We start from the raw sequence: 13,039 nt of genomic DNA on the forward strand, positions 1-13,039 counted from the left end.
GTAACCTACGTATATATCACAGCCATTCTAGCAATCTGGCAGATTTAAATTTTTATACAGATTCTCTTTCAATTAATGTTGGCGGATATCGGAAGACTTCATATTCTTCTTTCAACTCCGGATTATTAATTAACTTAATGATCATTTTTGCTGTATCTATTCCCATTTGTTTGTTTGGTTGAGTGACAACCGTTATAGCCGGAGTAGCAGCTGCTAAAAACGGTGAATCATCCATTGTTATAACGCTTACATCACGGGGAATAAGAACATTTTGTTCCTTCAAAAAGGTTAATAAATCAATTGCGGCCATCCCATTAATCGCATAAAAAGCATTGGGACGATATTCTTCATCTTGCCAGATGGTTTGTAATTGCTCACTGATTCCATTCGTTTCAGCTGTTATGATCCATTTTTCATTTACATGTAAGCCATGCTTCATTAAGACTTTCTTATATGAATCAATCCGTTCAATACGTGGAGAAATTCCACTTTCAATTGATTGACCTACTAGACAAATTTTTGTTCTTCCACTTTCAATGATTCGCTCAACAGCTAATTCAGACGCTTTTTCATTATCCAGCATTACCGTCGGAAAGATAACAGGATCAATTTTGCGGTCAATGAACACAACTGGGAACCCGGCTATTTTTAACTGTTTATATAACTCTGTATTCCCAGTTGTTGGAAAGATAATCAAACCGTCCACTTGTTTAGCCATCAACATTTTAATATAACTTTGCTCTTTTTCCGGATTATCATCTGCATTGCATACAAAAATATGGAAATCATTTTGGTTACATATATCCTCTATGACTCTAATAATTTCTGTTGTAAAAGAATGCAGGATATTCGCAACAATAACTCCAATTGTGGCTGTTTTCTTTTGCTTTAAGCTTTTTGCCACATAGTTTGGTATATATCCAAGTTCTTCGATTGCACTCTCAATTCTTTCTTTTGTTGCTTGTGCCATATATTCAAAACGATTGTTTATATACTGTGATACAGTACTCTTAGATACCCCCGCTTTGACTGCAACATCTTTCATTGTCACTTTTTCCATGTATTTTCACTCCTAAACCGGTTTAGTAAACCGATTTAGTTTTATTATATGTGTAAACACTTACATTTACAATAACTTATTACAAAATTTAGACAATGAATTAAAAATATCCTACAATATTAAAATTTATTATAACTATCTACTAATTTATCCAATGCTATTTCTATGTGTATTCTATTTTTTTTGTGCTTCTTTAAATGCCTGATGATAAGAACGTGCTGTTTGCTCAAGCTCTGCAAGGTACTGCTCATTAATTTCTCTCTTTGTATTAACAAGTGAAGTGCCTACCCCTGCAGCAACAGCACCAGCTCTCACAAAATCACCAATGTTTTCAAGACTTACTCCACCTGTAGGCATTAATGGAATTTGTGGAAGTGGACCATGGATATCTTTTAAATATTTTGGACCAAATACATTTGCCGGAAACACCTTGATTAAATCTGCACCATTTTCGTAGGCAGTCAATATTTCAGTCGGTGTTAATGCTCCAGGAATACTAAGTACACCATAACGCTTCGTCATTTTAATTGTTTCTTTGTTTACAGTAGGTGAAAAAACAAATTTTGCTCCGGCCATAATCGTTGCTCTTGCTGTTTCAGGGTCAAGGACTGTTCCTGCACCAACAATGACCTCATCTCCAAGCTCTGCTGATAACTTTTCAATCGCTGAAAGAACTCTTGGTGTTTCAACTGTAATTTCCAGGGCTGTTACTCCACCGTTTTTTAAAGCTTTTGCAATAGGAATAATATTTTCTGTTGACGCACCACGAATAACAGCGACAATACCTGTCTCTTTAATTTGATCTAATAAAGTCATAAAATCACCTTTCCTTAACGAATAACATCGTTTTCATTATTTGATATAAATTGTTCAATCTCAAATCGATCCGGGAGCCCTTCTACATCTCCCTTAACCATTGTTACAAGGGCACCTACAGCATTAGCACGTGTCAATGCCTGTTCAAGATGCAGCCCATCAATCATTCCGGAAAGAAACCCGGCTGCGAATCCATCACCAGCTCCTACTGGATCGACAACATGTTTAACTGGAAAACCAGGTACTTTTCTTATTTCATTTTCCGTAAAATAGATAGATCCTTCTGCTCCTATCTTTAATACTACAATGGATGCTCCCAACTCTAAAAAGCGTTTTCCTATTTCTTCAGGCTGGTCGACTCCGAACATAAATTGTCCTTCTTCAATACCAGGTAAAATAATATCCGCTTCTGAAGCAATCTTCAGCAAAACTCCTCTAGCCAGGTCCTCTTCCCAAAGTTTCCTTCGAAGGTTCGGATCAAAAACGACCTTTACATTTTTTTCTTTTGCTATTTTGATAGCTTCATAGACCGTTTCGCGGCAACTTTCGCTAAGAGCTGGAGTTATTCCCGTTATATGAAGATATTTGGCTTGACCAATATAATCACGATCTAATTCTTCCTTTTTCATCCTGCTTGCAGCTGAACCTTTTCGGTAATAATAAACATTGATCATGCCTTCACGTCTATGTTCTTTAAAATACATCCCTGTCGGGGCTTCATCTGTTAGCAGCACCTTATGAACATCGACCCCTTCGCCACGGATAAATGAAAGCATGCCTTTTCCAAATTCATCATTTCCTACTTTACTGATCCAGCCTGCTTGATGACCAAGTCTAGCCAATCCAATGGCTACATTCGACTCAGCCCCTCCATACTTTTTTGAAAACTGCTGCGAATATCGCAACGAGCCCTCCGCTTCCGGAGTAAATAGCACCATTGTTTCCCCAATTGTTACCACATCCATAACTATTTCTCCCCCCTAAATCACTTACTGTATCCCATTCTTGCTGAAATCTTTTCAGCTGTTACTAATAAACTGCTTACAATATTGTCGTTATGAAGGAGCATTCTCTCTTTTGGACCAGCCACACTTATCGCTGCCTTTATCTTTTTGCTTACATCATAGACAGGTGCAGCCATACAAAGTAATCCCTCTTCATTTTCTTCATCATCAATCGTGTAGCCCATTTCGAAAGACTTAGATAATTGTTCTTCCAAAGCTTGACGATCTGTAATTGTCTTTGGAGTGATCGCTTTTAATTCAATCTTATTTAACATCTCTTCCCTCTCATGAAAAGGAAGGAAAGTGAGAAATGCTTTCCCCAGTCCTGTACAATATACCGGCCTTTGCATTCCAATATAAGCACTGGTCCGGATAGAACGTTCAAACTCAAACTTATTCACATAAATCACTTTGTCTTCTGAAAGGACTGCCATAAAAACAGTTTCTTCCACTTGATTCATTAATTCCTGCAAATATGGTTGAGAATCAGTCACAAAGTCAAAGGAATCTAATGCCTTTGAACCGAGTTGAATGAGATTTGCTCCAAGTTTATACTTCTTTGAAGATGATTGTGATAAATAGCTTTGATTGTATAACGTTTTTATCAGATTAAAGGTACTGCTCTGAGGCCAACCTAGCTGGTCACTCATTTCCTTCACCGTTAATCCATCAGGATATTGAGCAAGCAATTCAAAAATCTGTAAAACACGGAGTGCAGACTTAACAGTCAAGATAACACCTCCCTATAAATCACATATGTAATTTATAATCCTGTATGTGATTATATGTTTTACTATATATGTGTTTGTTACCGCTGTCAATGTACAAAATAGTTAAAATTTAAGACATAAAGGAAAATTCAAAAATTCAAATTCAAGGAGAAATTAATAAATATTTAATTATTAACGTGTCACATTCACTCACCCTTTCTCGTCTTGGGTTGTGAAATGAATATGTGGAGGTTATCTTATGACTCAAAAGTGGGATATTATCATTGTTGGTGGTGGATTAGCAGGTTATGTTGCAGCCAATTATTTGATGAAAACCAATATGTCTATTTTATTATTAGAAAAGGGAAATAATGTTGGCGGAAGGGCACGAACAAACAAGGTGGGTCAACAATATTTTAATCTTGGCCCCCATGCTCTTTATAAAAAAGGAAAAGCCAAGTCTATTCTCGAAGAATTAGGTATTAATCTTAGAGGCAAATCACCCAAGTTAGGCGGCATTTTAGTTGATAATAATACTGAATATGCAGCTCCACTTTCTCCTTTAGCACTCTTTACAACCCGCCTATTAAATGCAACTGAACGCATAGAGTGGATAGCTATTCTGATAAAAATACTGAGGATAGATTCTGAAAAATTAGCAGAGCAGACCTTTCAACAATGGGTTAGACAGGTAGCCCGCTCTACAATAGTGGAGTCCTTACTATACGTCCTTGGCAGATTGTCAACCTATTGTCATGCTCCTGAAAAAATGAGTGCAAAAGTAATTTTATCAAGTATTAAAAATGCTATGGGAGGTGTACTTTATCTTGATGGCGGATGGCAATCAATGATAGATCAACTTCATAATAAAGCCATACTTTCAGGTGTCCATGTTCAACCGCATACGTTTGTTAAACAAATTGAACCTACCCAACAGAACCTATTTAAATTAGTACTTTCAGATAGTGAGGAACTTCTAGGAAAATATGTTATTTGCACAACAGGAGCTCATGAACTAAATGCTATGTTAAGTGAAAAGATAGTCTTTTCACTTAGAAATTTTTTAACTCAAATAACACCTGTTAGAGGGGCCACTTTAGATATAGCTTTAACACAGCTTCCTAACAAAAATCGGCCTTTTGCATTAGGCATCACAGATCCTCTTTATTATTCAGTACATTCAAGCTATGCCCGCCTCTCTGATAACCCAATGAGTGCCATTCTTCATGTCTTTAAATATCATCATCCAGATGAACATATAGATGGAACAATGATTAAAAAAGAACTTGAGCAATTCTTAGATAAGATACAGCCAGGCTGGCAGCAAAACGTGATATCAAAACGATTTATCCCTAACATTATTGTGAATCAGCGTTTACCTCGGATTGGAGATGAACGCAAGCTTCATAGTTATAAAACAGAAATTCCGGGACTATATATAGCCGGGGATTGGGCTTCTCCTGACTATATTTTAGCGGATGGAGCAATAAGCAGTGGAAAACAAGCAGCTGAAGATATCATATTAAACGAAAAGAGGAATAACGATGCAAATCACGAAGGAAGACTACCAGTTATTTAAACCATTGTTATTTTCATTAGGCTATCGAATGTTAGGCTCAATTGCAGAAGCAGAAGATATGGTCCAAGAAACATTTCTAAAAGCTTACCAAATAAGTACAGAAAATATAGAAAATAAGAAAGCATATCTTTGTAAAATAATGACAAACCTCTGTCTTGATTTAGTAAGATCCGCACGGTATAAACGAGAACAATATGTAGGGCCATGGAATCCAGAGCCATTACTACTAGAGAAAATACATGACTTAGACCCAAGTGAAAGAATTATTCAGAAAGAAGGATTGAGCATTGCTTATTTACGAATGATGGAGCATTTAACAGCAGATGAGCGGGCAGTTCTCCTTTTAAGAGAGGTATTAAATTTCACATACTCAGAGATTGTTAATATCATTGAAAAAAAAGAAGAAAATTGCAGGAAAATTTTTAGTAGAGCTAAGCAAAAACTCTTAGTTGTAGAAGGTGAAAGTTTAAACTATGAGAACAATAAGTCACTGATTAACCGTTTTATAGCAGCTTTTCAAACAGAAAATACCGATACCTTATTAGAACTTATCTCTAACAATGTCACACTATATTCTGACGGTGGAGGAAAAGTCACTGCAGCGATACGACCAATCATATCCATCACCAATGTTTTGGCCTTATTATACGGAGTCGTAAAAAAAGCTCCTGAAGATTTTCACTTTGAAATTAAGAATATCAACTATCAACCAGCAATCGTTATGTACATCAATAGTAAGATTCATAGCATCCTTAGTTTTTATATTAGTGATGAAAAAATAAACGAAATGTATATCACAATGAATCCAGAGAAATTATCTATTTATTAAAAGGTTTAGACTTAGGAGTGAATATTTTCTATAGGAAATTTATTTAAATTGAAACTGTCCCTAGAGAATCATGACTGATGTTCTTTAGGGGCAGCCTTTTTACAATTTATGTGAACGTTTCACGTGGAACATATTCTATTAAGATTCCTTCCCTTTTGCTACTGGATTCTCGTCATATGAAACCCAATCACTATAGCTTCCAGCATATAGTTTTACATGTTGATAACCTGCCATTTTTAGAGAGATGTAATTAGGAGTGGCAGTCACACCTGACCCGCAATAAACAATAATAGGATCCTCCTGGTCTAACTCAGAAAATCTCCTTTTCTGTTCTTCTGCATTTTTAAAAGAACCTTGTTCTAATCCTTCTGTCCACAATTTATTAATCGCACCTGGTATATGTCCAGCTATTCGATCAAGCGGCTCCACTTCTCCTGCATAGCGTCGCTCCTCTCTTGAATCTATTAAGATTGGAGACTTTTTCTTTTGTTGCACAACTTCTTTTATATCCTCATAAGAAGCCAGCATTTCATGTTGGATATTCACTTCAAATTCAGCTAATTCAGATGCCGTTACTTCCTTCGTCAATGGGTAGCCAGCTTCATTCCAGCCCTTAAAGCCTTCATTTAACACATACACATTTTCATGCCCTAAATAGGAGAGCAGCCACCAAAAACGGGATGCAAACTGTCCCTCTCCAATGTCATAGGCAACAACCGTTTTTGTGTTGTCTATTCCAACTTTCTCAATTTCGGATTTAAATTGTTCGATTTCTGGAAGCGGATGCCTTCCACCATGCTTTGAAACAGGGCCAGATAGCTGTTTTTCTAAATCAAAATAGAAAGCACCCGGAATATGACTCTCTTCATATAACTTTTCTCCATTAACAGGATTTCCTAATTCAAACCGGCAATCCACAATTTTCACTTGATCGTTATTTAATTGGTCAATAAGCCATTCTTTATAAACTACATATTTCATCATGATCAACCTCCATCAGATTTAGTCTAATAACCTGATAATTCTCTTGAAAAAGGAAAACTCCTCTCTAAAATGAAAAAGATTCCGACGGTATGAAAGCTTTATATTATGTATTTTGGTCTTTGTAATACCTTTAGTTATGTACATTAAGATTCAATTCAAATTGTTATTTACTATTTACAGCACCAGTCACCAGGCTTTTTCTACTCCCAAATAAAAAAGGAGCAGAGGTTAATATAACCCTCCTGCTCCAATGTTCTCATATGTCTAAAAGCTATTTACGCGCCCAAGCACTAATAGCTCTTATATCCTCTGGTGTTGTCCTACAGCAACCACCTATTATGTTTGCACCTGCTTTATACCAGCGTTGAGTGCTAGTAGTAAATTGATTAGAAGGAGCTATTTCTTTCCATTGTTTATTTGTTGCATCATATTCTTCCCCTGAATTTGGATAAACAATGATGGGTTTAGTGGTTTGGTCTTTTATTTCCTTAATAAGTGATTCAATAATATTTGGAGCTGAACAATTTATACCAATCGCAGCTATTTGCTTCTCTCCATCTATCCACTTTGCACAATCAGCAATTTTTTCCCCGTCACTAATGTGCAATTCATCTTTTGCGCTAAAGCTGATCCACGCGTAAACGTCCGGGAATTCCTTTAATACCCTTGTTATTGCCTTGGCCTCTATAAGACAAGGAATGGTTTCACATGCTAAGATATCAGCACCAGCTTCAATTAAAATTTTTATCCGCTCTCTATGAAATTCTACTAATTCATCTTCGTTTAATGAATAATTCCCACGATATTCAGAGCCATCGGCAAGAAATGCACCATACGGACCTACAGAAGCAGCCACTAGTGGTTTAGGCCGGTTATTCTGATATTCGATATCTGTCCAAAACTCATCGCGTGCCTTCGTAGCAATTACAACAGACTTCTTAATTAAGTCGACCGCCTCTTCCTCATTCAGACCTTTTTCCCTATATCCTTCAATCGTAGCTTGATAGCTGGCTGTTATGGCGCAATCTGCTCCCGCCTTGAAATAATCTGTATGAACCTGCTTAATGAGATCTGGATTTTCCATTAATATTTTTGCTGACCATAAACGGTCATTTAGATTACACCCATGATTCTCGAGCTCTGTAGCCATTGCTCCATCGATAATCATAATTGGAAAGTTACTCAGGATCTTTTCTATTGGATTCATCTCATATCCCTCTTCCTAAAAGTAAAGATACTAGAAAAACTTGGCTTGTCGCCAAGCCCTTATGGTGAAAGCCTTAGTTTTTCTTGTACTATCATCCATAAAATTTATACTTTCTGATAGTACTAGAAAATCTTACTCTTATTTCTTTAATACTTTACTTAAAAATTTCTTTGTTCTTTCAACACTAGGATTGGTGAAAATTTGTTCTGCTGTTCCTTCTTCAAGAATCATTCCATTCTCCATAAAGATAATTCTGTCGGAAATTTCACGCGCAAAATTCAGCTCGTGGGTAACAATCAACATTGTATTTCCTTCCTTTGCCACATCTTTAATAACTGTTAAAACTTCATCAACTAACTCTGGGTCTAAAGATGAAGTCGGCTCATCAAATAATAAAACCTTTGGATTAAGTGCCAGTGCTCGAGCAATACCAACCCTTTGTTGTTGCCCACCGGAAAGCTGAGCAGGATAATGATTTAACCTATCTTGAAGACCCACTTTTGCAAGGATATCTGTGCTTACCTTCTTTGCTTCCTCGGGATTCACACGCTTAACACTTGTTAAGCCAATCATTACATTTTGTAACACAGTTAAATTTTTAAATAAGTTATACTGTTGAAAGACCATTCCTGTTGATGTTCTTAAAGATTGAACATCTGTCTTACCTGCTGATTCAACATCTATTCTTTTCCCGTTAATTTCAACGATTCCACTTGTAGGATGTTCTAAAAAATTGAGACAACGCAATAATGTTGATTTCCCCGAACCACTTGGTCCAAGAATAGAGACAACCTCCCCTTTATTAACAGAAAAATCAATCCCTTTTAACACATGCTGTTGACCAAAATATTTATGAATATTCTCCACTTTAATCATGAGATAACCCCTCTTTCATATCTCCGGGCACGCTTCTCTACTAAAGTAAGTAATCTCTCTACGATGATACATAGAATCCAATAAATAATCGAAACCGCTATATAGACTTCAAAAAAGGCCAATCCGCGAGAGCCCATAATTTTGGCTTGTCCCATAATATCAATAACACCAATAATAAAGACAAGAGAAGTGTCCTTAATCGTACTAATAAACATATTTCCCAGATTAGGTATGGCCACTGTTAAAGCCTGCGGGAAAATAATTTTCAGCATCATTTGTGTTGGACTCATCCCTATCGCTTTAGCAGCCTCAAACTGGCCTCGATCAACAGATTCTATTGCTGACCTTATTGTTTCAGATAAATAAGCACCTAAATTAATAGAAAAGGCTAATAATGCATATATTTCCGGTGGAATAATGTTTACATCGACATTTTGAAGCCAGCCATATTCAGTTTGAAGAAAGTAAATGACTTTTGGTATTCCATAAAAAACAAGATAAATTTGCACCAACAAAGGTGTGCCTCTAATAAAAGATACGTAAAAAGAAGAGATTGTCTTTAATACCGGCACCCGATATATTTTTATAAGTGCTGTAGCAAGTCCAAGAAATAAACTTAGAATCATTGACCCTACCGCAATACCAATTGTAATAGGTAATCTTGCAACAATTGCAGGAAAGCTTTCTATTAAAAAACCAATATCTAATAAATTTTCCATTTTGTATTCCCTTCTCCAACCTTATTCAGGAATATATTCTCCACCAGTCCATTTTTTCGATAGTTCAGCTAACGTTCCATCTTCCTTAAGTTGTTTAAGAACCGGATCAACTAGTGCTTTTAATTCCTCACCTTGCTTCTCATCTTTAAATACAATTCCCATGTCATCTTGAACTAGGGGCTGACCTACAACTTCTACATCAAGATCATATTTTTCTAAGACTGTATGAATCATAATGGGATCATTTACATAGGCATCAATACGTCCATTTTGTACATCCTGCAAAATCTCTGAAGGAGTGCCACTTTCGCTATACTTCAAAATAATGTCATTTTCAGCTTTCTTATTATGTTCTTCTAGCAAAAGAGTATAAGAATCTCCAGCTAACGCTCCGACCTTTTTCCCCTCTAAATCTTCTATTGTATTAATATCTGTTCGACCTGATTTTACGACAATCACCGTTTCTGCTGCAAAATATGATTCATCCGTAAATAAATATTTCTCTTCACGTTCTTTTGTTTTTGCAACTTGATCTGCAACTGCTTGGATTTTATTTGATTCTAATGAAAGAAACATACTATCCCAAGGTGTTGCAACGAATTCAAACGAATAACCATCTAACTTTTTATCAATTTCTTTCACAACGTCAATATCATATCCTGTCAGTTCATTGTTCTCATCAGCAAAAGCAAAAGGTGGATAATCATTCTGTGTCCCGACTAGTATGACTTTATCTCCTGTTTCATTTGCTGTTTCTTTAGAGGAACAACCATTTAATATTCCGGCTAAGCCTACTAGTGCAATCAGTGATAAAAATAAACGAGATCTCTTTTTCATTTTTTTACTCCTTTTTAATAATGTTGGATAATTCCACATCAAAAAATCCTCCTTCAATCAGAAAGAGGATTTTTATCTAAACCTTATCTCTCAGAATGAAACACTCTGCAGGAATTAGCACCTTTCATAAAATGATGGTTGCTGGACGTCATAGGGCCTGTCCCTCAGTCTCTCGTGATAAGTAATTCAATTTTTAGTATATTATGATATTATTTAATATTAAGATGATTGTCAAATAAATTTTCTAATTAATTCATATTTTTATTAACTTGTACATCATTAACATTTCAACAAATCATAAAAACAAATGAATAAGGCAGATTGGAGATTAAATATCTTGGAGAATGAACTTATTTTTGATGTTGCAATTATTGGTGCTGGCACGATGGGAATGGCTGCTGGTGCCTTCTTAGCTCAGCAGCAAGTAAAGACTGTTTTAATTGATGCCTTCGATCCTCCTCATAATCGTGGAAGTCATCACGGAGATACCCGCATGATTCGGCATGCATATGGCGAAGGTAGACAGTATGTAAGTTTAGTAAAACGCGCTCAGCAATTATGGGAAGAATTAGAAGAACAAACAGACTATAAGATTTTTGAGAAAACAGGAGTTATAGGACTCGGACCAAGAGATTCTGCCTTTCTTCAGGAAACAATTGCTGCTGCAAACAAATACGAATTGCCATTAGAGGTAATGGATAGTCGTGAGGTAAAAGAGAAGTGGCCAGGTTTCTCTGTACCGGACCATTTTATCGGATGCTTTGAAGCAGAGTCAGGGTTACTCTTCAGTGAGAATGCCATTCAAGCCTATAAAGACATTGCGATTAAAAATGGTGCACAATTAGTGACAAATACTCCTGTTCAGCAAATTGAATCAAATGACTCATCTGGTATCAAAATCACAACGAAAAACAAGGTATTCCGGGCTAAAAAGGCCATCGTAACAGTTGGGGCTTGGGCTTCCAAACTGTTACCAGATCTAAAACTTCCCATTCAGCCAACCCGTAAAGCCTTTGGCTGGTTTGATACACCTACTGACCTATATGATGCTGCTAACTTTCCATCTTTTTATATAGAGGATAAAGACAATATGTGTTATGGATTTCCTAATGTAAATGGAACAGGTCTTAAAATTGGAAGATCTGATGGTGGACAAGGAATTGATCCCAACAAGCATACTCAGAATTTTGGACAGTATGAATCAGATGAAGAAGATCTTCGTTTTTTCCTTAAAACCTATATGCCTGAAGCAAACGGACCGTTAAAACAAGGAAAAACATGCCTATATACAATATCAAGTGACAATCACTTTATCATTGATCACCACCCTGAAAATAAAAGCATCATTTTTGCCTGCGGCTTTTCCGGACATGGTTTTAAGTTTTCAAGCGTGATGGGAGAAGTATTGAGCGAGTTGGCTGTGAACGGACAAAGCAAGTTTGATCTTTCCATATTTTCACTAAAGAGGTTTGGTTTGTAATAATGAAATTACCCTATAAAAAGCCGAAGATATTAAGCTAAATCTTCGGCTTCCATTATATTCATATCTTAAGCTTATTTTTTATACATCTTAAACTCTAAGAAAAAAAAGACCCTCAGTTTTGACGGTCTCTTAATACAACGAAAGGCTCAATTTTATTTTCTTAGCTTCATCTGTATAAACACTAATAGTATAAATGCCTTTTTTCCCATCAAATCTTATTACTCCATTTTTTACTGAAGATATTGTATCTTCCCAAATTTTCTCATCTGAATGTTCAACATATATAGTATATTCCCCTTCTTCAACCGAAGCTTCAAAAGGAATAGTCATAGTTCCGTTAACTGTTTCATTGATTTCAAAAGTTTCAACTTCATGATTACCCTTTAATGAACCAATAGATACATTAACTTCTCCATTGGTTGTTGTTTTGTTCATATTTATCACTACATTATCTCCAAAAATAAAGGTAACGACCAAGGTAATAACGGTGAATAGCCCTATGGTTCCTCCTAGAACTATCCCTAGAATTATAATGACCCGTTTATTCAAACCTTTAAATGATTTATGTGTTTGTGTACTCAATTTATAAACTAGTCTAAAAATTAGAGGAAAGGCGATTGCTGGAAACAGGATAAAGACCCCTCCTCCAAATGAAATGGCTTGAATGATAAATAATAGCAATGCAAAAAAATAAAATCCGACACCAAACCAGTAGGTAAACCTATAAAACTTACTTTCTATGTATGGCTTTCCAAACATAAAATATATTATATTTTTCAAGATTAAACCTCCTACTATCTGAAACTAATTCTTTATAAAATAAAATTCTTTCCCTTATGAAATAATAGCCACATATGAAGGTAATGTCTATGTCTGCTTCATCTATCTGGTTATATTTATACGAAAAAAATCCCCTTTTGTTCTGCAATAGACAA

Annotated in this window: 13 protein-coding genes and 1 riboswitch; of the genes, 3 read left to right on the forward strand and 10 right to left on the reverse strand. The window is 35.9% G+C overall.

The genetic code is table 11. The features are described from left to right. Positions 1 to 52: 52 nt before the first annotated feature. From HWV59_RS01155 to HWV59_RS01170, 4 genes are all read right to left on the reverse strand, one after another. Positions 53 to 1,060 carry a LacI family DNA-binding transcriptional regulator gene (locus HWV59_RS01155; protein WP_175637894.1) on the reverse strand — a complete coding sequence of 336 codons (1,008 nt, stop codon included), beginning with the start codon at positions 1,058 to 1,060 and terminating at the stop codon, positions 53 to 55. 174 nt (positions 1,061 to 1,234) lie between these two features. Then, on the reverse strand, positions 1,235 to 1,876 hold the full coding sequence (locus HWV59_RS01160) for a bifunctional 4-hydroxy-2-oxoglutarate aldolase/2-dehydro-3-deoxy-phosphogluconate aldolase (protein WP_175637895.1): 642 nt from the start codon (positions 1,874 to 1,876) through the stop codon (positions 1,235 to 1,237). A 14-nt stretch (positions 1,877 to 1,890) separates the two neighbouring features. Then, on the reverse strand, positions 1,891 to 2,841 hold the full coding sequence (locus tag HWV59_RS01165) for a sugar kinase (RefSeq protein WP_175637896.1): 951 nt from the start codon (positions 2,839 to 2,841) through the stop codon (positions 1,891 to 1,893). A gap of 20 nt (positions 2,842 to 2,861) precedes the next feature. Continuing rightward, positions 2,862 to 3,611, reverse strand: coding sequence for an IclR family transcriptional regulator (locus HWV59_RS01170; RefSeq protein WP_175637897.1), 750 nt, complete (start codon positions 3,609 to 3,611; stop codon positions 2,862 to 2,864). A gap of 238 nt (positions 3,612 to 3,849) precedes the next feature. Here HWV59_RS01170 and HWV59_RS01175 point away from each other — a divergent pair, with 238 nt between their 5' ends. Continuing rightward, entirely contained in the window at positions 3,850 to 5,169 is a 1,320-nt protein-coding gene (locus HWV59_RS01175; protein WP_175637898.1) for a phytoene desaturase family protein, read from the forward strand. After that, a complete protein-coding gene (locus HWV59_RS01180) occupies positions 5,135 to 5,998 on the forward strand; it encodes an RNA polymerase sigma-70 factor (protein WP_175637899.1) in 864 nt (287 codons plus the stop codon). The genes HWV59_RS01175 and HWV59_RS01180 overlap by 35 nt, the downstream gene beginning before the upstream one ends. A gap of 138 nt (positions 5,999 to 6,136) precedes the next feature. Here HWV59_RS01180 and HWV59_RS01185 read toward each other — a convergent pair whose 3' ends face one another. The 5 genes from HWV59_RS01185 to HWV59_RS01205 all read right to left on the reverse strand — a co-directional run bounded on the left by HWV59_RS01185 (position 6,137) and on the right by HWV59_RS01205 (position 10,621). Further along, positions 6,137 to 6,982 carry a sulfurtransferase gene (locus HWV59_RS01185; RefSeq protein ID WP_407941525.1) on the reverse strand — a complete coding sequence of 282 codons (846 nt, stop codon included), beginning with the start codon at positions 6,980 to 6,982 and terminating at the stop codon, positions 6,137 to 6,139. 271 nt (positions 6,983 to 7,253) lie between these two features. Next, the gene (mmuM, locus tag HWV59_RS01190) at positions 7,254 to 8,189 is read right to left on the reverse strand and encodes a homocysteine S-methyltransferase (protein WP_175637900.1); all 936 of its coding nucleotides are present in this window, start codon (positions 8,187 to 8,189) and stop codon (positions 7,254 to 7,256) included. Positions 8,190 to 8,327: 138 nt separating this feature from the next. Continuing rightward, positions 8,328 to 9,065 carry an amino acid ABC transporter ATP-binding protein gene (locus tag HWV59_RS01195; protein ID WP_175637901.1) on the reverse strand — a complete coding sequence of 246 codons (738 nt, stop codon included), beginning with the start codon at positions 9,063 to 9,065 and terminating at the stop codon, positions 8,328 to 8,330. Beyond that, positions 9,062 to 9,784 (reverse strand): amino acid ABC transporter permease, encoded by a 723-nt coding sequence (locus HWV59_RS01200; protein WP_175637902.1) that lies wholly within the window; start codon positions 9,782 to 9,784, stop codon positions 9,062 to 9,064. The genes HWV59_RS01195 and HWV59_RS01200 overlap by 4 nt, the downstream gene beginning before the upstream one ends. A 21-nt stretch (positions 9,785 to 9,805) precedes the next feature. Continuing rightward, the gene (locus HWV59_RS01205) at positions 9,806 to 10,621 is read right to left on the reverse strand and encodes a transporter substrate-binding domain-containing protein (RefSeq protein ID WP_175637903.1); all 816 of its coding nucleotides are present in this window, start codon (positions 10,619 to 10,621) and stop codon (positions 9,806 to 9,808) included. An 80-nt stretch (positions 10,622 to 10,701) separates the two neighbouring features. Next, a riboswitch (SAM riboswitch) is annotated at positions 10,702 to 10,805 on the reverse strand. Between the two features lie 153 nt (positions 10,806 to 10,958). Between HWV59_RS01205 and solA the strand changes: the two genes are divergently transcribed. Beyond that, complete coding sequence (gene solA / locus HWV59_RS01210) at positions 10,959 to 12,101, forward strand: N-methyl-L-tryptophan oxidase (protein WP_235991646.1); 1,143 nt, start codon at positions 10,959 to 10,961, stop codon at positions 12,099 to 12,101. 132 nt (positions 12,102 to 12,233) lie between these two features. Here the strand turns inward: solA and HWV59_RS01215 are convergent, their stop codons facing one another. After that, on the reverse strand, positions 12,234 to 12,884 hold the full coding sequence (locus tag HWV59_RS01215) for a hypothetical protein (RefSeq protein WP_175637905.1): 651 nt from the start codon (positions 12,882 to 12,884) through the stop codon (positions 12,234 to 12,236). Positions 12,885 to 13,039 lie beyond the last annotated feature (155 nt).

The organism is Metabacillus schmidteae (genome assembly GCF_903166545.1).
Lineage (GTDB): Bacteria > Bacillota > Bacilli > Bacillales > Bacillaceae > Metabacillus > Metabacillus schmidteae.